The following is a 19,482-nucleotide window of genomic DNA, read 5'->3' as shown; positions in this document are numbered from 1 at the left end:
ATCTGCGTGGACAGCGGTTGACGCGGTTGGCTAAAGCGATTAGCTTTATGGCTATCGCAGTTAGCTACTCCCAGAGAGCGACAAGACCATGACGCAGTACGTGGACATCGACGGCGGCCGCATCGCATACGACGAGATCGGTACCGGACCCCTGGTGGTCCTGTCCCACGGAATGGGCATCGACCGCACGGTGAACCGGCATCTCGCCCCACTGCTGGCGGCGGCCGGATACCGGGTGGTCAACACCGATATGCGCGGACACGGCGAGTCGAGCCTGGACTGGGCGTCGGAGACCGGCAAGGAAGCCATCAGCCGCACCGACGTGGCCAACGACCTGCTGGCGGTCATCGAGCGACTGGGCGGCGAGCCCGCCATCGTGGTGGGGCACTCGCTCTCGGGCGGCTCGGCCACCATCGCGGCGGCGCTGCGGCCGGACCTGGTGCGGGCCATCGTGGAGATCAACCCCTTCACCCTCACCCAGAAGGCCGACGTGGCAGCGCTTTTCACCAACGCGCACCACCGCAAGGGGATGATCCCGCTGATGGGCACGATGATCTTCAAGAGCATCGGCCAGTGGCTGAAGTACCTGACGGTGGCCATGCCGTCCAAGCCGGCCGACCTCGACGAGTACCTGGGCGAGGTCGCCGCCAAGCTGCGCGAGCCCGGCCGGATGGCCGAGTTCATGAAGTGCGGCAAGTCCACCCCGGCGGACGCGGAGGCCCAGGTGCCCAACGTGACCCGGCCCGCGCTCGTCATCATGGGCAGCGCCGACCCGGACTTCCCCAGCCCCGAGGCCGAGGGCCGGCGCATCGTCGACGCGCTGCCGGCCGGACTGGGCAGCCTGGGCCTGGTCGAGGGCACCGGCCACTACCCGCAGTTCGAGGCCGCCGACCGGACCGCCGAGCTGATCCTGCCGTTCCTGAAGGAACACCATGCCTAGGGTCGGCCTGAACCGGACCGACGTCATCGCCGCCGGAGCCGCCCTCGCCGACGAGGTCGGGTTCGGCGAGCTGGCGCTGGGCACGCTCGCGCAACGGCTCGGGGTGCGCACGCCCTCGCTGTACAAGCACATCGAGAGCCTGGCCGACCTGCAGCACGGCATCGCCGCGCTGGCCATGGCCGAACTCGACGTCCGGGTGCGCGACGCCATGCACGGGCTCGCGGGCAGCGACGCGCTGACCGCCTTCGCGCAGGCCTTCCGCTCCTACGTGGTCGAACATCCCGGCCGCTACGCGGCCACCGTGGGCGCACGCTTCACCGGGCCGGATGATCCACTGCTGCAATCGGGTTCGCGGGTGCTGGAATCCATGGAGGCGGTGCTGCGTGGCTACGGCATCGGCGAGCAGGAAATGGTGCACGCGCTGCGCACGCTGCGCTCCACCTTCCACGGTTTCGCCAGCCTGCAGGCCTCCGACGGCTTCCAGTGGAGCGACGACTCCGAGGAGAGCTTCGCCTGGATGATCCGTTTTCTCGACCGTGGACTGACCGACATCGGCCTACGATGAGCCGATGACGATGCTGGCCGCGCGACTGCACCTGGGACCCGAACGTCGACTGGAACTGGACGAGGTGCCGATCCCGGAACCGGGCCCGGACCACGTGCTGGTCAAGGTGGAGGCGGCGGGCGTCTGCCTGTCCGACGTCCACCTCATCGACGGCACCCTGACCCCGCTGTTCCTGCGCGGCGACGTGGTGACGCTCGGCCACGAGGTCGCGGGCACGGTGCACACCCTCGGACCGGGCGTAACCGCCGCCAAGGTCGGCGACCGAGTGCTGTTGCAGGCGGGTGAGCTGCGCGACGGCGCCACCTTCACCCGCGGCGTCGACTACGACGGCGGCTGGGCCGAATACACCCTGGCCCGGATCGACACCCTGGTCCCGATTCCCGACGAGCTGCCGTTCGAGCAGGCCTGCTTCATCCCCGACGCGGTATCCACGCCGTGGGCGGCGATCACCGCCACCGCCGAGGTGAAACCCGGTGAGGCCGTGGGCGTCTGGGGCGTCGGCGGGCTGGGCGCGCACGGCGTCCAGCTGCTGCGGATGATCGGCGCCGCGCCGATCATCGCGATCGATCCGCTGCCCGCCGCCCGCGAGCGCGCCCTGTCCTTCGGCGCGGACCTGGCCTTCGATCCGGCCGATCCGGACCTGCGGCGCAAGGTGTTCCAGGCCTCGGGCACCGGCCTCGCGGCCGCCTTCGACTTCGCGGGCGTGGCCCCGGTGCGCGAGCAGGCGGTGACCTGCCTGGCGCCGCAGGGCCGCCTGGTGCTGGTCGGGCTGACCGACAAACCGATCACCATCACCGGTGGCACCGCGTTCAGTTTCTTCCAGCAGCAGTTGCGCGGACACTACGGCTCGCTGCCCGAGCACGTCACCCAACTGGTGAAACTGCAAGGGCTGCAACGGGTCGACTTCTCTCGTTCGGTGAGCGCCGTGGTGCCGCTGGCCGACGCCGCGAAGGCCGTCCACGCCCTGGAGGCCAAGGAGGGCAACCCGATCCGGATCGTCCTGAAACCATAGTCGACTCAAAGGCTCGATTCGGCAGGTTAACCGAGCTTGCGCTGGAAGACGTTGGCCGACTGGCCATTCGACAGATCGACGGTGTAGACCCCCAGGTCGGCGGACGTGGGGGTCAGGTCCAGGACCATGAAGCCGAGATCGTTGTAGTTCTCGTACAGTGCGCCGTTCGGCGTGTTCTTGCTGCCCGAGGACGGTTCCCCGTGCACCGATTTCGCGGCCGCGCCGGAGATGATCTGCCGGGTGCCCTTCGAGGCGGGGGTGGGTTCCAGCACCTGCAGCGAATGATCGTGGCCCGACAACAGGAACTGGCAGCGGCCCACCACGTGCGCTTCGAAGAAGTCCCGCGCGTGCCGGCCGTCGATCGGGCCGATACCGAACCCGTCGTATTCGCCGGCGTTCCCGTGCGGGCCGTTGTTGCGGTACGGGTGGTGGGTGCAGGCGATCTTCCAGGTGGCGGTGGACTCGTCGAGGGCCCGGTCCAGCCAGGCGGCCTGCTCGGTCATGAACTGGCCGTCGGCCGCCCAGTAGGGCTGGAAGAGCGGGGGCAGGTAGGCGGCGACGGGATTGAGGTCGAGCACGAAGAATTCGACGACCGGTCGCTCCTGTGGAATCCGCACCGAGTAATAGCGAGACGGCATGAACCAGCGGGCCGAGCGCGCGTGATAGGCCACCTCGTGATCGCCGCGCAGCAGCCAGCCACCGTCGCCGGGCAGGATCGAGGAGTTGTCGTGGTTGCCCTGCACCATGAGCCAGGGGAAGTCGAGGTCGTGGTTGGGGTCCTCGAACTTGGCGGCGAACTGGGCGTCGTCGTCGGCCCAGGGGCCCTGCTCGTAGACATTGTCGCCGAGGGCCAGGGCCAGGGAGAACGGCTCGCGCGCATGCTGTTCCCGCATGGCGTCGGCGACCTGCCACTGCGGGCGCGCGCCGGTGCCCGCGTCGCCGGTGACGAGCACGCGCAGGCGCTCGGTGTCGGGGAAGGCGAATTTGCCGATGGCCGGGGCGTTCTCGGCGCGTGCGGCGGCGGCGCCCAGCGCCAGTGCGGCGGTGCCACCCACGGCCGCGGCGGCGGTGCCACCGAGGAATCCCCGACGATCGACGGTCATGCGCTGCTCCCTGCCTGTCACGATGGGCTCCCTGACTGCCACCCTGGTCGATTGACCAGTATTCCGAACTCCCGGACCCGCCGCAGAGTAGGTCGCGCGGACCCCGCCCGCGGCGCCGCGACACGACATGTTCTTCCAGGCCAGGAACCTTTTGACAGCGACATCGCCCGATGAGAGTGTTGGGAATCCGTTTTCTCACACGTGCTCGGCCGTAGGGGGACCCTGCTATGACGACACTGGCCTCGGGCCTGTTCCTCGACTGGGAACAACTGACGGGCCAGTCCAAGCTCGTGGTCGATCTGATCAGCTTCCCCATCTTCAGCGCCATCGCCGGCTGGCTCACCAACTGGACCGGCGTGCTGATGTTGTTCTGGCCGGTCTACTTCAAGGGCTTCCGGGTCCCGGGGCTGGAGATCCTCTACCCCTATCTCCCGCGTCGCGTACAGGTGCTGCCCACCTTCTCCGGCGACGGCAGGCAACTCGGCTTCCAGGGCTTCATCCCGGCGCGCGCCGAGAAGATGGCCAGCATCTGCGTCGATGTGGCCATCATGCGAATCGGCAGTCCCAAGGACTTCATTCGCGAACTCGACCTCGAGGGCATCGCCGACTACATCGCCGAGGTGGGCCGCAAACAGGTGCCGGGCATGGTCGACGAGATCATGAGCAAGGAGAACCCGGACCTGTGGGGCGCGGTGCCCAAATCGGTGCGCAATGCGCTCTACCAGCGCATCGAACGCGAACTGCCGACGCTGGCCCGGAACGCCTTCGAGCAGCTCGGCGACAATGTCGACCAGCTGATCGACATCAAGGACTTCGTCATCCGGTATCTGCGGGAGAACCCGGAGATCCTCAAGGACCTGACCACCACCATCGCCGCGCCGGAACTGAAGTTCATGGTCCGCATCGGCCTGTTGGGCGCGCCCTTCGGTCTGCTGCTGGCCCTGTACATGCATGTACACCAGGGCATTCCGGTGCTGGGCTGGATCCCGCCGTGGCTGGTCATCCTGTCCGCGACCGCGACCATCGGCGTGCTGGTCAATGTCATCGCGGTCAAGATGGTGTTCGAGCCGGGCGATCCACAGCCCTGGTACAAGTACCTGTGGAAGCAGGCGCTGCTGGCCAAGCGGCAGCCCGAGGCCGCCGCCGATCTCGCCCACATCCTGGCCTACCAGGTGCTGACCCTGCCGAACCTGGCCGGCGAACTGCTCAGCGGACCGAACGGCGACAAGACCCGGCAGCTGCTGGAACGCCTGATCTCCACGGAGATCCACCGGCAGCTCGGACCGACCCATTCCGTGGTGCGGACCGTATTCGGCAAGCGGCAGTTCGACAATCTGAAGATCGGCGCGACCTCCGCCGCGGTGGGACTCGCCCCGAGCCTGGCCGACGATCCGGAGTTCGCCGCCGCGCAGGCCAAGAAGATCGACGAGTTCGCGGCCCGCAAGCTGCAGCAACTCACGCCCGGCGAATTCATGGAGATGTTCTACGCCTCCGTCGAACAGGACGCGTGGCTGCTGTATCTCCACGGTGCGGCCCTGGGCCTGGTCGTCGGCGCCGTGCATCTGATCCTTTTCGGCTGGTAGGAAGCCCTTTTCGCAGCAACCGAACAGCGCACCAAAAATCAAGCACGCGTGCTTGCATTTTTCCGGTGCGGCTGCGATGCTGGCCCCGTGGCCGATCTCGAGGCATTGCTCGCCGACTTCACCGCCGAATGCGCCGACCTGGATCGGCTGATCGCGGACCTGGATCCGACCGGATGGGAACGCGACACCCCCGCCGTCGGCTGGACCATCGCGCATCAGATCGCCCACCTGAACTGGACCGATCGGGTCGCCGCGATCGCCGCCACCGACCCGGTGGAATTCGACGAGCTGGTCCAGGCCGCCCTGCCCAAGGCACTCACCTTCGTCGACGAAGCCGCCGAGGAAGGCGCGAAAACCCCTGCGCCGCAACTGCTCGCCGACTGGCGACGGGACCGCGCGGCCCTGGTGAACGCGCTGCGCACGGTCGCGGCCGGCACCAAGCTGCCCTGGTTCGGCCCGCCCATGAGCCCGGCCTCGATGGTCACCGCCCGCCTCATGGAGACCTGGGCGCACGGACAGGACGTGGCCGACACCCTCGGCGTCACCCGGGAGCCCACCGCACGACTGCGGCACATCGCGCACATCGGAGTGCGGACCCGCAATTTCGCGTACGTGACCCACGGCAAGACCGCGCCCGCCGAGGAGTTCCGGATCGAGCTGAACGCACCCGACGGCAGCCTGTGGACGTGGGGGCCCGAGGACGCCGCGCAGCGGATCACCGGCCCGGCCTGGGATTTCTGTCAGCTGGTCACCCAGCGTCGCCACCTCGACGATCTGGCGCTCGAGGTCCGGGGCGCGGAGGCGCTGGAATGGCTGGGCCTGGCACAGGCTTTCGCCGGCCCGCCCGGAACCGGCCGAGCGGCGGGCCAGTTCGCCTGACCCGCCGCCGATCCCGGCCTCCGACCAGAATCCCCAATTCCCACCGGGGCTTGCCTCCCAGCCGAGCTGGGAGGGAGCGAGCGAGCGCCAGCCTGGGTGCGCCGTGCCTGGTGCCGACCGGACGCCGTTGGCCGGAGGTCTCTTCGATGGCAGTCGAGTTGGCGCTCGCCGCTATCAGCTTTTTACCCAGGGTTTCGCCGGGGAAAACCTGATGATGCCCAACCTTTTCCGAGAGTGATCCTGGTCTCACCTACGGCATGTGGTACCCGCGGCCACCGTAATCTGGACGAGCGTACGACTTTCAATGGTGCGGGTCTGCGTTGCGCAGGGGGACCCAGGGGAGAGGGAGAGGACGCACCAGTCATGTCGCATCAATTGGCGACGCAGGCCGCCCGGTCGACCCGGCGCGCGGCCCAGGTGATCCGCTACAGCGCCATCGTCACCGCCAGCATGGCCAGCATCGGACTGACCGTCGCGGCGGGCTCGTACATCGCCAACGAGATGGCCCAGCGGCCCGGCAAGCTCGCGACCACCACACCGGCCGACCGCCCGGCGCTCGCCGCGCCCGGCCACGGCGACACCGATCGGCAGGGCCTCCAGATCGCCGCGCCGATCGCCGAGAAGATCGCGCTGACCTCGCTTTTCAGCAGCCGTCCGCTGGAACCGGCGACGGCTCAGGCGATTCCGGCCCACCCGGGCGGGCCCGCCGTCGACGTACCGCATCCGCTGACCGGGCAGCTCCGGCTCGGCACCACCTATGTGGGCGCGCAGCTGGGCGGAGTCCAGCACGACACGGTGACCCTCACCCTGGACACCAATGTCTTCGCCACGCTGGCCGACGTTCTGCTCAACTCGCCGCTCGGGCACCAACTGGGGATCACCACCGATCCCACCGCCAACACCCGGCTGCGCACCGACGTGGACAGCCACGGCGACGTGACGCTGACCCTGTCGGATCCGGCGCTGGGGACCTACGGCCTGCAGATCGCGCGCCACCCGGTCCCGGCGGCAGCGCCCGACACCACCGGCAAGCCCGACACCACCGTCGCGCCCGATGTGAACGCCGCCCACGGGGCAGACTCGGCCACCGTCACTGTGTGAGACTTCCGGTGTGTACGACTACTGCGTGATCGGCGGGGGCATCGTCGGGATGGCGACCGCGCACCGCATTCTCGAGCGTCATCCGGGGGCGAGCCTGCTGCTGGTGGAGAAGGCCGGGGAGCTGGGCCTGCATCAGACCGGGCACAACAGCGGGGTCATCCACTCCGGCATCTACTACGAGCCCGGCAGCCTGAAGGCGCGGCTGTGCGTGCGCGGCGCACAGCTCACCAAGGAGTTCGCGGCGGCACACCACATTCCGTTCGAGGAGTGCGGAAAACTGCTGGTGGCCACGGATGCCGGTGAGCATGCGCGGATGCTCGCGCTCTACGAGCGGTCGGTCGCCAACGGCGTCGAGGTGGAGCTGCTCGACGCCGCCGAGCTGGTGCGGCGGGAACCGCGGATCACCGGGGTCGGGGCGCTGTTCGTGGCGAGCACCGGGATCATCGACTACGGCAGGGTGACCCGGGCGCTGGCCGAGGACGTACGCGCGGCCGGCGGCGAGATCGTGCTGGACGCGGAGGTCACCGCCATCAGCGAAACAGACTCAGCGGTAACGATTTCAGGCCCCGACGGCAGTCGGCAGGCCCGGCGGCTCGTGGTGTGCGCGGGGCTGCAGGCCGACCGGATGGCGCGGCTCGCGGGACTGGACATCGACCTGCGGATCGTGCCCTTCCGCGGCGAGTACTACCAATTGCCGCCGCACCGCAAAGATCTGGTGAACACCCTCATCTATCCGATCCCGGATCCCGAATTGCCGTTCCTGGGTGTGCATCTGAGCCCCACCATCGACGGCGGGCTGACCGTCGGGCCCAATGCCGTGCTGGGGCTGGCCCGCGAGGGCTACGCCAAGGGGAGTGTGAACCTGCGCGACGCCCGGGAGATCCTGGGCTACCGCGGTTTTCACAAGGTGGCCGCCGCCAATGTCCGCACCGGGCTGCGGGAACTGCGCAACTCGCTGTTCAAGCGCGGATACCTGGCCGAATGCCGGCGCTACTGCCCCGAGTTGACGCGTGCGGACCTGTTGCCGCGGGAGGCGGGCATCCGGGCTCAAGCGGTGCTGCGGGACGGTACCCTGGCTCACGACTTCCTGCTCGAGCACACGCCGCGTTCGGTCCACGTGCTCAATGCCCCGTCCCCGGCGGCCACCTCGGCCCTGCCGATCGCCGAGTACATCGTGGACCGATTGGACGACTCCGTTCAATAAATAGGATTGCTGTAGTACTTTTAATGGCAGCCGTGGGACAGGGAGCAGCCTATGGGCCATTTCAAGTACGCGAGTGATGTCGGCGCACCGGTGGAAGTCGCGTTCACATATACGGACAACCATCAGTTCGTGCCGGACTGGGCGTTCGGCGTCGTCGGGTTCGAGCCGGTCGGAGATTCCGACCACGGTCTCGGAGCCGTCTTCGGCGCGACGCTGCGGGTCGGCCTGTGGCATCCCACGATCGAGTGTGAGATCACCGACTACCGCCGCAACGCGGTCATCGAGTACACACTGCGCCGACGCCGGAAGGGGAAGCCGGCGTCGGCGTGCTCCAACTTCTGCGTCATCACCTTGCGTTTCGACCCGCTGGGGTACGGCCGCGCGGTGCTGACCTCGGAGACCGAGTACTGGGCGCCACGCGGCGTCACCGGCAAGTTGCTCTCCGCGGTGCTGGCCGCGTTGGTGCAGGCCACGGTCCGGCGGACCGAATCGCAATTGCGCAGGGAGATAGAGGAATTCCACGGCACCGATCTTGTCGGCCGGATCGCGTAGGGTAGGCCGCATGATCATCGTGAGCACCGACGGATCATGCCTGCGCAATCCGGGCGGGGCGATCGGCTGGGCCTGGGTCAATCACGCGGGCGGCTCAGCCAGCGGCGGCGGGCCCTCGGGCACCAATCAGATCGCGGAGCTACGCGCGCTGCTCGAGGCCGTGCGGGCCCATCCGAGTACCGAACCACTACTCATCGAGAGCGATTCGCTCTACGCCATCAAATGCGCCTCCGAGTGGATCAACGGCTGGCGCAACAACGGCTGGAAGACCTCCACCGGCGCACCGGTGAAGAACGTCGAGCTGATCCAGCAGATCGACCGCGCCATCGCCACCCGCCCCGGCCCGGTCCGGTTCCGCTGGGTGCGCGGGCACGTCGGCAACTACTTCAACGAGCAGGCCGACACCCTGGCCGGGCAGGCCGCCCGCCAGGCCGCCGCCACCGGGGAGATCACCGACTCCGACGCCACGCAGCCGGAACCCTTCGATCCGCCCACCGCGCCCATCCCGATCGCGGAGCCCAAGACCGAACCGCTCCCGGTGACCGCGCCCGCGGATCCGGCCGAGAAGATCGGCGCCACCGCGCATTCCGCACCGGCCACCCCGCGCCGCCGGGCGGCGGCCGCCAAAGCGCCTGTCACCGAGGCGCTCACCCTGTTCTGACACGCCACGCCGAAGCGCTCACACGAAAAGGGCCCGTCCTCCGGAAATCCGGAGGACGGGCCCTTTCGCTGTTATCGGTTCAGTTGCCGGGCTTGGGAGCCGCGGGGGTCGGCGCGGGCTGCGCCGGCGGAGTCGCCTGCCCCGAAGGCTGGATGCCCTGCTTGTCACCACCGGCGCCCGGGATGGCGCTGTCGTCGTTGCCATAGACCGTGCGGTACTTGGTGACCAGCCACTTGTCGCCCTTCTTCTCGAGCTCGACATAGGACGGCAGCGGCAGCACGACCGGCTGGGCGTGCAGATCGTTGCTGGCGGTCTGCAGCACGTCGACCAGGATGGTGGCCTTGTTGGCGTCGCCGTTCTCGTAGGCGCAGCGCAGCATGCTCAGGGTGGCCTTGGCGTGCTGCTTGATCAGCAGGTCCTGCAGATCGGAGGCCACCGGCTCGAAGCTCTGCGCGAACTCGCCGCCGTCGGCGATCTGCGACTTCATCCGGGCGGCGAAGTCCGGCAGCGACTTCTCGTCGTACGCGGTGAGGGTGCGCACGAACCCACACGCCGCCGAGGTGGCGTTGTCGCGGTTGTCGAGCTGCTGGGCGCGGTCGTGGGACTGCCACCAGAATCCGGCCGCCCCGGCGATCGCGGCCACCGCCACCACACCGAGCGCGCCGAGCGCGACCAGCGGCACCGGCACCGCGGACAGCAGGCCGGACTTGCCGGACTTCGAGTCGGCCGCCGGCTGCTCGGGCTTCGGCTCGGAACCAGTCGCGGCCTCGGCGTCCACACTCGCCTTCGGCTCGGCTTCGGTGGTCACCTTCGACTCGGCTTCCGTGCTCGCCTCCGGCTCAGCGGCTTCCGGCTCGGTGACCTTCTCGGCGTTGCCCTGGCTATCGGCCTCGGCGATCGAATCGTCTTCGGTTTTCTTGTCCTGGGCAGCGTCGTCCGACATCTATCGATCACTTTCCCGGTGCGCTGCGGACGCACCGTGTTGGTTGAAGGCCCTTACTTGACCGGCGGCAGGGTCCGTTCGTTCGGATCCGCTCCCGCTGGCGGGAGTGCGCCGTTGTTCGGCACGTCCGGTCGCGGCGCGTTGCCGGACCCTCGGATCTGCTGGTCCTGCGTCGGGTTCGGGCAGTAACCCGCCCACCTCGGGATGGTGTTCTCGGTCGCCACATCCGGCCGCACCTTCTTGGTGGCGTAGTCACAGAACGCGCGCGGCCAGATATCGATGATCGTGTAGAACTCGCCGTCGTGCGCCGGCACACCCATGGCGGAGGTGCCGATGACCAGCGACGGGAACAGTGCCCGCAGCGCCGGGGCGCGCAGCTGCGCGGCCTTGGTGATGGCCGCGAAGTTGGTGGCCAGACTGGTCATCGGGTCCGCGGTCTTGTCCAGCACCGCGCCGAGGGCCTGCATCTGGCCGGGAGCCTGCTCCAGGATCTTCTGAAGTTCGGCATTCGCGTCGTTGAACTGATTGAACAACACACTCGAATTACGGGTCAGCGTACCCAGATCGGGTTGCGCCAGCGCGGTGGTGCCGGAAATGACCTGCAAATTCTTGAGCAGGTTGGTGGTCTGGGGGAGCAGATTGTCCAGGCCGTTGGTGGCGATGCTGATCGCGTCGATGAGCGAACGCAGCTGGTCCGGGCCGCCGGAGAGGGCGGTGTCCAGCTCGGTCAGGATGACGCTGAACTTGTCCGGATCCACCTGGGCGATCAGGGCGCTGGCATTGTCGAGCACCGACCACACCGGAGTGGGCGTCTTGACCTTGGCCGGATCGAACTGCACCAGCGAACCGTTGTGCAGGAAGGGACCCTGCTCGGTGTTCGGGCGGAAGTCGATGTACTGCTCGCCCGCGCCCGAGAGCGCGCCCACCGCGACCACGGTGTCCGCGGGGATGGAGTACTTCTTGTCGATCTCGGCCGTGGCGGCGATGGCCGCGCCGTTGTCGATCAGCGTGATGTCGTTGACCTTGCCGACGCGGTAGCCGCGCAGGGTCACGTCATTGCCGGCCTGCAGACCGCCGGACCGATCCAGATTGACCGTCACCGTGTAGGTCTCGCGCAGCGGGTTCACCCGCATCACGCTGATCGCCAGATAGGACGCGCCCACCAGCAGGATCAGCACCAGCGCGCCATTGGACACCAGATTCTTGTGTCGCGATACCCAGTTCATCGGTGACCCCCGTTGATCCTGCCGTAGATGACCTGCAGCACCTGGATCAGGCTGCCCCCGAAGTCGTTGAGGTCCTTCACATCCGGGAACTTGCTGTTGGCCGGGTCGGTGAGCAGGCCGATATCGAGCATGGACAGCACGGCGGCCGGGGCCAGCGTGTCGCCCTTGAACGTGGCATCGACCCGGGGGCGGATGTCGTGCAGTGCGTCGAGCGCCGGTCCGAGCGTCTGATCGGTCCGGGCCAGCGCGGACATCAGCTGGTTCAGATTGTCGAGCAGGCTGCCCAGCGAGTCCGAGGTGGTGTTGGCGTAATCGCCCAGCGCCGCACTGGTTGTCGAGATCTTGTTCAGCAGATCGCCGATGGCCTGGTTGTTCTCGGCGATGGCGCCGATCATGCCGGGCAAGCTGTCGGCCACCTGACCGAGCTGCTGATGGTTGGCCTCGATGGTGTTGGCCAGCGCGCTGAAACCGGACAGCACATTGTCGACGCGCGCGCTGTTCTTGTTCAGACTGGTCATCACACTGGTCATCTGGGTGAGCACGTGACCGAGCTGTTCACCGCGACCGCCGACGATGGAGTCCATCTCGGAGGTCAGCTTGGACAGGCTGGCGATGCCGCCGCCGTTGAACAGCAACGAGACCGAGATCAGCAGCTCTTCGACGGTGGCGCCGGCCGAGGTGTTCTCGATCCGGCCACCGTCCTTCAGCATTTCGGTGCCGGGCTGGGTCTTGGGCTTGGACACCGCCACGAACACGTCGCCGAGCGGGGTGGCCTGCCGCAATTCCGCTGTGCTGCCCTTGGGCAGCTCGATGTCCTTGCGGATGGCCAGGTCCACGTTGGCCTTGAAGTCCTTGGTGGTGATCTTGGTGACCACTCCGACGTCCGAACCACCGATCTTGACCTTGGCCTGATCCGGGAGGTTCAGGGCATTGTCGAAGGCCGCGTGAATGGTGTAGGTCTCTTCGCCCGCACCGGGTTTGGGCAGCGGCAGGCTCTCCACCGTCAGACCGCAGCCCGACGCCACCACGGCGGTCGCGGTCACCGCGACGGCCACGATCACGCGGCGCGCCCGGCGACCGGTGCGCTCACCCCAGGGGCCCGACAGTCGATTACTCATTTGGTCATCCCCAGCGCCGCCGCCATCAGACCGAAGTCAGGTCCGAAATCCTCCATCTTTCCTGTCCGGCAACCATCCGCCTTCATCTGGACGCGCTCACAGAACACGCTGATGATCTCGCCGGAAAGCGCCGTGCCGATCAGGCCGTGCAGGCGAATGAAGTTGCCCTGCCGGTTGACCGACCGATCCAGGTTCTGCATGAGCAGCGGTGTCACGTCGACCACCTCGGTCACCCCGGCCGCGTTGTCGCGCAGCTGCTTGGTGACCGCGGTGAGCCCGGTCAGGGTGCCGTTGAGCTGATCGGAGTACTGCGAGAACGCGCCACTGGTGTTGGCCAGGAAGGCGTTCAGCTGATCGAGGGTGCCCTGCAGGCCGGGGGCCTGCTCGGACAGCAGCCCGGTCATCTGGGTGATCTTGTTGCTGAACCCGCGCACCGAGTCGTCGTTCTCGGCGAGCATGGTGGTGAGCTCGTTGAGCTTGATGATGATGGTGGAGATGGCGTCCTTGTTGTCCAGGCCCGTCTTCAACGCGCCCGACAGCGAGTTGAGCACGTCGCGCATCTTCTCGCCGTTGCCGTTCATCATCGGGTAGAGCACCCGGCCCGACAGCGGGCCGATGCCGTCCTGTCCCTCTTGGGGTTTCAGCGCGGCGCCGAAACTGTCGATCGTCTTGATCATGGTGTCCAGCTCGACCGGGGTCTTGGTCTGCTGGGTGGTCAGGTGCGCGCCGTCGCGCAGCTTGTCGCCGCCGGTGTAGCGCGGGGTGAGCTCGATGTGGCGGTCGGTCACGATGGACGGCGAAACCAGGGCGGCCTGAACGTTCTTCGGGATGTCCACGCCCTTGTCCACGGTCATGTGGACCTCGACGTACTGACCCTTCGGAATGATCTTGTCGACCCGGCCCACCTCGAGGCCGAGCACCGTGATCGGGTTGCCCTCGAACATGCCCGCGATGTTGAGGAAGTCGGCCGTGAAGTGCTGGGTCTGGCCCGCCGCGTCCTTCACCCCGAGCGGCACCAGCGAGCAGGAGCCGACGGCCCCCGCCACGGCACCGATCATGGCGGCCTTGGCGATTCGGCGGAGCAGCCGTGTGCGCTGCGTCGATGTCATTGGTGGCACCCCTCGTTCACCTGCGCGAAGCACAACCAGTTGTCCGGGAACAGCCACGGGAGCGCGACCTCGCCGTAGTTGCCGTTGCCGAAGACGTTGTTGAACTGCCGCACGGCCGGCGGCATGATCGACAGCAGCCGATCCAGGTTGTCCTTGTTCTTCTGCAGACCGTCGGCCATGGTGTTGAGCTGCTGCAGGGTCGGGCCGAACCGGTTGTCGTTCTGCGCGCCGATCTGCTGCAGCTGACCGCTGAGCTTGGCGATGTTGTCCAGCAGGCTCTTGAGCAGACCCTGCCGTTCCATCACCCGGTTGGCAATGGCCTCGCCCTGGGTGATCACCAGCAGCACGCTGTTGCGGTTGTCGCCGAGGATCTTGGTGACCTTGTCCAGATCCTTGAGCAGCTGGTCGACCTGGTCCTTGCGGTTGTTCATGGTCTTGGCCAGCGCGCCGATGGCGTCGAGGGCCTGCACCGTCATCTGGGGGGTGTCACCCATCTGCTGATTGATCAGATTGAGCGAGTCCGCCAGCTTCTTGGTGTCGAGCTCCTCGAACTTCGGCGTGCCCTCCTGGACCACGTCGGCCAGGTTGTAGGGAACCACGGTGTTGGACTTGGGGATCCGGTTGCCCTTCAGCCCCTTGCCGTCGCCCGGGACGAGGTCGACGTAGCGCGCGCCCAGCAGGGTCGCCATCTTGATCGACGCCTTGGCATCCGGGCCGAGCTTCACATCGTCGTTGACGCTCAAGGTGATCAGCACGTGGTCGCCCTCGAGCTCGGCGCCCGACACGGTGCCGACCGGGACGCCGGAGACGTCCACCTTGTCACCGACCTTGATGCCGGCCGTCTGCACGAACTCCGCCTTGACGGCCTTGGTGCCGATGCCCACCGACTTGTAGACGGTGGAGCCCAGCAGCAAGCCGACGATGACGAGCGTGCCGAGCACACCGAGCCAGAAGTTGCGATTGGATTGGAAGCGGGACTTGAGTTTCGACATCATGGACGGCACACCGCCGAGTGAGAGTTGCCACCGATCTGCGAGAACAGACCGCGCGGGAAGAGGACTCCGTACAGCGAGACGTCCAGGCTGCACAGGTAAGCATTGGCGTAGGCGCCGTTCTGGGTGAACTTGCCGACGTTGGTGAGGATGCCGGGCAGATCCACCGCGGCCTGGTCCAGCTTGGAACCGTTGGCCAGCAACACCGCCAGCGCGGAATTGGTGGAGGCCTGGGCCGCCACCAGCTTCGGCTGGATGGAACCGAACATCCCGACCAGACCCAGGGTGGCGTCGGCGATCTGGACGGTCGACGCCTGCAGCGACTGACCCTGCGCGTACAGGCCGCCGATCAGAGCGCGGGTCTGGGTGACCAGCGTCTCCAGTTCGTCGCCACGCTTGGCCAGACCGGACATGACGCTGGACAGGTTGGTGATCACGTCGGACAGGATCCCGTCGCGGCGTTCGAAGTCCGAGGCCACCGCGGCGGCCTGGGTGATGAACGCGCTCAACGAGACATTGTCGCCCTGCAACGCCAGGATGAAGGTGTTGGACAGGTTGTTCACCTGCTCGGGCTGCAGCACCTGGAACAGCGGCTGGAATCCGTTGAGCAGACCGGAGACGTCGAACGACGGCTCGGTGCGCTCGATCGGGATCACGCCATTGTTCTTCAGCGCCACGTGATCACCGGTCTTCGGCTTGCCCGCGACCGGCGGGGTCAGCGCGACATACCGCTGACCGATCAGGTTCTGGTAGCGGACCAGCGCCTTGGTGTCGCCGTACAGCGTCTGATCACGCTGCACGATGAAGGTCACGTGCGCCTGGTTCTGCTTGTCCAGGGCGATCTTCTCCACCTTGCCGACCCGCACGCCCGCCATCCGGACGTCATCGCCCGGACGCAGGCCGAGCACATCGGTGAAGGTCGCGGAGTAGGTGTTGGTGGACCCCTGCACCGTGCGAGCGAGCGTGTTCCAGATGACCGCGGTCACCAGGACGGACACGATCGCGAAGATGCCGAAGCCGATCAGCGGTTTGCGAATGCTCATCGGCCGGCCTCGCTCTGCGTCAGGTGCACGGTCGCATCCTTCAGAATCGGGCTCAGCAGCAGGTATTCGGCCGCGGTGGGACGCCGGCCCAGCACCGCGGTGATGGCGTCGTCACCGGCGAGGGCGATGTCCTTGCCGGTCGCCGGGGTGGCCGGCTGACTCGCCGGGGCCGCCGGAACCAGGTTCGGGAACATGCCCTGCAGCGGAGTGCCCGCGAGCGGGTCGTTGCCCGGCTTGGGAGCGTCGCCCGGGGTCGTCGACGGCACACCGGTGACGGTCACGCCCGGAATGAGCGGGAAGCCCGGCGGCGGCGCGGTGATCGGCAGACCCGCCGCGGCGTCGATGGACCTGGGCCGCAAGGAATCCGGCAGGGTGCCCGGATCCGAGGTGAGCGGCGCGGTGGCGCAGCTCGGCGCGGCCAGCTCGCCGTAGCGCGGGCAGTCGTCCCGGGTGTACGGCTTGTACGGGGTGAAGGTCAGGCCCAGGTTCCAGATCATCTGGTTCTGCGTACCCCAGTGGAACGTCGACCCCAGCTTGCGGACCGAGTCGTTGAGGTTCGAGATGGCCTGCGGGATGGCGTCCGGGTTGTCCGACAGCGCGCCGAACAGGGCGCTGGTGCCGGTGGTGACGTCCTTGCCGACATTCGGGTTGCGGGCGAACAGACCGTTCACCTTGTCGACGGTGTTCGAGGTGCCGGCCAGCAGCGCGGTCAGCTCGGCCCGGCGGTCGGAGATGGTCTGCGCCGTCTTGACCGAATCCTGCAGCACGCCCATCAGTTCCGGCGCCGACTGGTTGAGCGCGCGGAAGGAGGTGGAGAAGTCGTCGAGGAAGCCGCCCACGTCCGGGACCGCCCCGCGCACCCCGGTGAGCCAGGTGTCGACGCGCTCGATGGTGGAGCCGGGCATCCGGCCGCTGCCGTCGAGGGCGTAGGACAGGGTGCCCAGCACCCGGCCCAGCTGCACCGGATCCAGCTTGCCGAGGATGTTGCGGACCGTGGTGAGGGTGTCCTGCAAGGCGATGGTGCCCTTGGAGGTGTCCTCCGCGATCTGCGAGCCCTCCTTGATGTGCGCGGAATCGGTTCCGTTGTAGACCAGTTCGACCGAGGTGACGGCGAACAGGTTGGACGGCACGACACGCGCGGTGACATTGGCCGGGATGCCCGAGGTGTACTCCGGCTTCATCTCGATGTGCACCTGCTGCAGCTCGCCCTTGGCGGCCACCGACACATCCTTGACCGCGCCCACCAGCACGCCGCGGAACTTCACGTCCGCGTTGGCCGGCAGGCCGTCACCGGTGGTGGTGAGATTCGCGGTGACATTGACCTTTTCGACGAAGTAGCCCTTGTAGCGCGCCATCAGGAAGCCCAGGATGACGGCCATGACGGTGAGGCCGCAGACACCGGCGATGAGCAACTGCCGCATCGTCGGTCCGCGCCCGCTCGGATCGATGATCATCTGGTGCGCCCCCTATCCCGAGATCCGGATGCCGGGGTTGACCCCCCAGATCGCCAAGGTCATGAACAGGTCGGCGAAGACGACCGCGATGATGCAGTACTTGATCGCGCGACCAGCGGCCACACCCACGCCCTCCGGGCCGCCCGAGGCGAAATACCCGTAGTAGCACTGGATGAACGTGGTGATCGCGACGAAGATGACCGCCTTCAGCAGTGAGTACAGCACATCGTGCGGTACCAGGAACTGATAGAAGTAGTGCTGGAAGGTGCCTGTCGCGGTGCCGCCCACCAGGGACACGGTCAGCGAGCAGGAGATGTAGGCCAGCGGCAGCGCCACGCAGTACAGCGGCACGATGGCGATCATGGCCGCGATCATGCGGGTGCTGACCAGGTACGGAAGCGGCCGGATGGCAACCGATTCCAGCGCGTCGATCTCCTCGGAGATGCGCATGGCGCCCAGCTGCGCGGTGAACCGGCAACCCGCCTGCGCCGCGAAAGCGAGCGTGGCCAGCATCGGCCCGAGCTCACGCGTGGTGGCGAAGGCCGAGATGGCGCCGGTGAGCGGGCTCAGGCCGAGCAGGTTCAGCGAGGTGTAGCCCTGGATGGCGACGGTCATGCCGCCGAACGCCGACAGGATCAGCACCACGCCGATGGTGCCGCCACCGACGATGAGATTGCCGTTGCCCCAGGTGACGTCGGACAGCAGCCGCCACACCTCTTTGGGGTACTGCTTGAACGCCATCGGCATGGAGCCGAGTGAGCGCAGGAAGAAGAAGACCTGGTGGCCGATGCGTGCCAGCCAGTCGCGCGGCCAGCTCGCCGCACCCTTGATCCGTTGGAGCGGCCGCAGTAGCGGCGGTACGTAGGTAGCTGACACGGCCTCAGACCATCGCCGGGGGGAAGAAGGAGTTGTACAGCTGCGTGATGATCAGGTTGACGCCGAAGAGCATGACGGCCGACATGACCACGGCGGTGTTCACCGCGTTGGCGACACCACCCGGGCCACCCTTGGCACTGAGTCCGGAGTCGCAGGCGATGACGGCGGCGAGCAGGCCGAAGATGAGGGACTTCAGCAGGGCCGCAACCAGATCCGCCGTGATGGCGAAGGAGGCGAAGGTGCCGATATAGGAGCCCGGCGTGCCGTTCTGGGCGAAGATATTGAAGATGTAGCCGGTCAGGAAGCCGACGAAAATCACGAAGCCGCAGAGCAACACCGAGACCAGCATGGCCGCACCCAGGCGCGGCGCCACCAGGCGGCGCATGGGATCGACGCCCATCACCTTCATGGCGTCGATCTCTTCACGGATGGTGCGGGAGCCGAGGTCGGCGCAGATGGCCGAGCCGACCGCGCCGGCGATCATCAGCGAGGTGACCAGCGGCGCGCCCTGTTGAATGATGCCCAGGCCGTTGGCCGCACCGATGAACGAGGTGGCCCCGACCTGTCCGGCGACCGAGCCCACCTGGATGGACACGATGACACCGATCGGAATGGCGACCAGCAAGGTGGGAGCGGCCGCGACATTCGCCATGAAAGCGCACTGCCGGATGAACTCGTTGTAAGGGAACCGGCGGCGGAAGATCGCGACGAAAAGCTCGGTTACCGCCGCCACCCCCATCACCATCATGCGTCCGCCGGTTTCCAGCGAGCGTTTCGGATGGTCCTGCCAGTACCCCTTGGCCCAATCCACGGCTGTATTCATCCGTGACGCCGGCGGTGGACTTCCCTGACCCCCCGGGATCGTGGTCGACTGCACTGACTACCCCTCTCGACGCCGGAGTTACCCGCCTCCGGCGACTGTTTGCTTGACGCACCCTACTACGGAGTTAGGAAAAACACACCACCGATTGTGGTTCCGATCATAGAGCCGGATCACATTCACTGTATGGCTGTGAACAGCCACATCAGAGTTGGTTTTCGCACAAAAGAACCTGGCAGACATCTAGAACTTGTTCTAGTTTTCGACTATCTCCCGGAAGATGCGAACACCTACCGGGCAA

19 protein-coding genes are annotated in these 19,482 nt (G+C 67.1%); 9 read left to right on the top strand and 10 right to left on the bottom strand.

Annotated elements, in window-relative coordinates; translation table 11 throughout:
- Positions 1–88 precede the first annotated feature (88 nt).
- From ACYVKL_RS21260 to ACYVKL_RS21250, 3 genes are read left to right on the top strand one after another with little or no spacing between them, the layout of a single operon-like run.
- The gene (locus ACYVKL_RS21260; protein WP_379165447.1) at positions 89–940 is read left to right on the top strand and encodes an alpha/beta fold hydrolase; all 852 of its coding nucleotides are present in this window, start codon (positions 89–91) and stop codon (positions 938–940) included.
- Complete coding sequence (locus ACYVKL_RS21255; protein ID WP_379165446.1) at positions 933–1,505, top strand: TetR/AcrR family transcriptional regulator; 573 nt, start codon at positions 933–935, stop codon at positions 1,503–1,505. The genes ACYVKL_RS21260 and ACYVKL_RS21255 overlap by 8 nt, the downstream gene beginning before the upstream one ends.
- Positions 1,506–1,509: 4 nt before the next feature.
- On the top strand, positions 1,510–2,517 hold the full coding sequence (locus ACYVKL_RS21250; protein WP_379165445.1) for a zinc-binding dehydrogenase: 1,008 nt from the start codon (positions 1,510–1,512) through the stop codon (positions 2,515–2,517).
- A gap of 26 nt (positions 2,518–2,543) precedes the next feature.
- Here ACYVKL_RS21250 and ACYVKL_RS21245 read toward each other — a convergent pair whose 3' ends face one another.
- Positions 2,544–3,620: a metallophosphoesterase gene (locus ACYVKL_RS21245; protein WP_379165444.1), complete on the bottom strand. Its 1,077-nt coding sequence runs from the start codon at positions 3,618–3,620 to the stop codon at positions 2,544–2,546.
- A gap of 227 nt (positions 3,621–3,847) precedes the next feature.
- On the opposite strand from ACYVKL_RS21245, the gene ACYVKL_RS21240 reads away from it, so the two are divergent.
- The 6 genes from ACYVKL_RS21240 to ACYVKL_RS21215 all read left to right on the top strand — a co-directional run bounded on the left by ACYVKL_RS21240 (position 3,848) and on the right by ACYVKL_RS21215 (position 9,600).
- Positions 3,848–5,203, top strand: coding sequence for a DUF445 domain-containing protein (locus tag ACYVKL_RS21240; RefSeq protein ID WP_379165443.1), 1,356 nt, complete (start codon positions 3,848–3,850; stop codon positions 5,201–5,203).
- 87 nt (positions 5,204–5,290) lie between these two features.
- Positions 5,291–6,082, top strand: a complete 792-nt coding sequence (locus ACYVKL_RS21235; protein WP_379165442.1) for a TIGR03084 family metal-binding protein — start codon at positions 5,291–5,293, stop codon at positions 6,080–6,082.
- Positions 6,083–6,445: 363 nt separating this feature from the next.
- Positions 6,446–7,183, top strand: a complete 738-nt coding sequence (locus ACYVKL_RS21230; RefSeq protein WP_379165441.1) for a hypothetical protein — start codon at positions 6,446–6,448, stop codon at positions 7,181–7,183.
- A gap of 10 nt (positions 7,184–7,193) precedes the next feature.
- Entirely contained in the window at positions 7,194–8,387 is a 1,194-nt protein-coding gene (lhgO, locus tag ACYVKL_RS21225) for an L-2-hydroxyglutarate oxidase (protein WP_379165440.1), read from the top strand.
- A gap of 51 nt (positions 8,388–8,438) precedes the next feature.
- Positions 8,439–8,939: an SRPBCC family protein gene (locus ACYVKL_RS21220; RefSeq protein WP_213558618.1), complete on the top strand. Its 501-nt coding sequence runs from the start codon at positions 8,439–8,441 to the stop codon at positions 8,937–8,939.
- A gap of 10 nt (positions 8,940–8,949) precedes the next feature.
- Positions 8,950–9,600, top strand: coding sequence for a ribonuclease H family protein (locus ACYVKL_RS21215; RefSeq protein WP_357189535.1), 651 nt, complete (start codon positions 8,950–8,952; stop codon positions 9,598–9,600).
- A 79-nt stretch (positions 9,601–9,679) separates the two neighbouring features.
- Here ACYVKL_RS21215 and ACYVKL_RS21210 read toward each other — a convergent pair whose 3' ends face one another.
- From ACYVKL_RS21210 to ACYVKL_RS21170, 9 genes are read right to left on the bottom strand one after another with little or no spacing between them, the layout of a single operon-like run.
- Positions 9,680–10,543, bottom strand: coding sequence for a hypothetical protein (locus tag ACYVKL_RS21210; protein WP_379165439.1), 864 nt, complete (start codon positions 10,541–10,543; stop codon positions 9,680–9,682).
- A gap of 53 nt (positions 10,544–10,596) precedes the next feature.
- Entirely contained in the window at positions 10,597–11,769 is a 1,173-nt protein-coding gene (locus ACYVKL_RS21205) for an MlaD family protein (protein WP_213558621.1), read from the bottom strand.
- Positions 11,766–12,887 carry an MCE family protein gene (locus ACYVKL_RS21200; protein WP_213558622.1) on the bottom strand — a complete coding sequence of 374 codons (1,122 nt, stop codon included), beginning with the start codon at positions 12,885–12,887 and terminating at the stop codon, positions 11,766–11,768. Before ACYVKL_RS21200 ends, ACYVKL_RS21205 begins: the two co-directional genes overlap by 4 nt.
- Positions 12,884–13,996 (bottom strand): MCE family protein, encoded by a 1,113-nt coding sequence (locus ACYVKL_RS21195; RefSeq protein ID WP_379165438.1) that lies wholly within the window; start codon positions 13,994–13,996, stop codon positions 12,884–12,886. The genes ACYVKL_RS21200 and ACYVKL_RS21195 overlap by 4 nt, the downstream gene beginning before the upstream one ends.
- Complete coding sequence (locus ACYVKL_RS21190) at positions 13,993–14,988, bottom strand: MCE family protein (RefSeq protein WP_379165810.1); 996 nt, start codon at positions 14,986–14,988, stop codon at positions 13,993–13,995. Before ACYVKL_RS21190 ends, ACYVKL_RS21195 begins: the two co-directional genes overlap by 4 nt.
- Positions 14,988–16,031: an MCE family protein gene (locus tag ACYVKL_RS21185; protein WP_379165437.1), complete on the bottom strand. Its 1,044-nt coding sequence runs from the start codon at positions 16,029–16,031 to the stop codon at positions 14,988–14,990. The genes ACYVKL_RS21190 and ACYVKL_RS21185 overlap by 1 nt, the downstream gene beginning before the upstream one ends.
- Positions 16,028–17,485, bottom strand: a complete 1,458-nt coding sequence (locus ACYVKL_RS21180) for an MlaD family protein (protein ID WP_357189545.1) — start codon at positions 17,483–17,485, stop codon at positions 16,028–16,030. Before ACYVKL_RS21180 ends, ACYVKL_RS21185 begins: the two co-directional genes overlap by 4 nt.
- A gap of 12 nt (positions 17,486–17,497) precedes the next feature.
- Positions 17,498–18,361 (bottom strand): MlaE family ABC transporter permease, encoded by an 864-nt coding sequence (locus ACYVKL_RS21175; RefSeq protein ID WP_213558626.1) that lies wholly within the window; start codon positions 18,359–18,361, stop codon positions 17,498–17,500.
- 4 nt (positions 18,362–18,365) lie between these two features.
- Positions 18,366–19,184 carry an MlaE family ABC transporter permease gene (locus ACYVKL_RS21170; RefSeq protein WP_213558627.1) on the bottom strand — a complete coding sequence of 273 codons (819 nt, stop codon included), beginning with the start codon at positions 19,182–19,184 and terminating at the stop codon, positions 18,366–18,368.
- Positions 19,185–19,482 lie beyond the last annotated feature (298 nt).

Source organism: Nocardia tengchongensis (assembly GCF_054781395.1).
The sequence above is the reverse complement of the archived record's forward strand: the minus strand, read 5'-3'. Positions and strand labels throughout refer to the sequence as shown.

Coding starts and splice junctions, on each gene's coding strand:
- ACYVKL_RS21240 (WP_379165443.1), top strand. CDS start 3,848: ATGACGACACTGGCCTCGGGCCTGTTCCTCGACTGGGAACAACTGACG.
- ACYVKL_RS21255 (WP_379165446.1), top strand. CDS start 933: ATGCCTAGGGTCGGCCTGAACCGGACCGACGTCATCGCCGCCGGAGCC.
- ACYVKL_RS21260 (WP_379165447.1), top strand. CDS start 89: ATGACGCAGTACGTGGACATCGACGGCGGCCGCATCGCATACGACGAG.
- ACYVKL_RS21250 (WP_379165445.1), top strand. CDS start 1,510: ATGACGATGCTGGCCGCGCGACTGCACCTGGGACCCGAACGTCGACTG.
- ACYVKL_RS21205 (WP_213558621.1), bottom strand. CDS start 11,769: ATGAACTGGGTATCGCGACACAAGAATCTGGTGTCCAATGGCGCGCTG.
- ACYVKL_RS21220 (WP_213558618.1), top strand. CDS start 8,439: ATGGGCCATTTCAAGTACGCGAGTGATGTCGGCGCACCGGTGGAAGTC.
- ACYVKL_RS21200 (WP_213558622.1), bottom strand. CDS start 12,887: ATGAGTAATCGACTGTCGGGCCCCTGGGGTGAGCGCACCGGTCGCCGG.
- ACYVKL_RS21190 (WP_379165810.1), bottom strand. CDS start 14,988: ATGTCGAAACTCAAGTCCCGCTTCCAATCCAATCGCAACTTCTGGCTC.
- ACYVKL_RS21170 (WP_213558627.1), bottom strand. CDS start 19,184: ATGAATACAGCCGTGGATTGGGCCAAGGGGTACTGGCAGGACCATCCG.
- ACYVKL_RS21215 (WP_357189535.1), top strand. CDS start 8,950: ATGATCATCGTGAGCACCGACGGATCATGCCTGCGCAATCCGGGCGGG.
- ACYVKL_RS21195 (WP_379165438.1), bottom strand. CDS start 13,996: ATGACATCGACGCAGCGCACACGGCTGCTCCGCCGAATCGCCAAGGCC.
- ACYVKL_RS21245 (WP_379165444.1), bottom strand. CDS start 3,620: ATGACCGTCGATCGTCGGGGATTCCTCGGTGGCACCGCCGCCGCGGCC.
- ACYVKL_RS21180 (WP_357189545.1), bottom strand. CDS start 17,485: ATGATCATCGATCCGAGCGGGCGCGGACCGACGATGCGGCAGTTGCTC.
- ACYVKL_RS21210 (WP_379165439.1), bottom strand. CDS start 10,543: ATGTCGGACGACGCTGCCCAGGACAAGAAAACCGAAGACGATTCGATC.
- ACYVKL_RS21230 (WP_379165441.1), top strand. CDS start 6,446: ATGTCGCATCAATTGGCGACGCAGGCCGCCCGGTCGACCCGGCGCGCG.
- ACYVKL_RS21185 (WP_379165437.1), bottom strand. CDS start 16,031: ATGAGCATTCGCAAACCGCTGATCGGCTTCGGCATCTTCGCGATCGTG.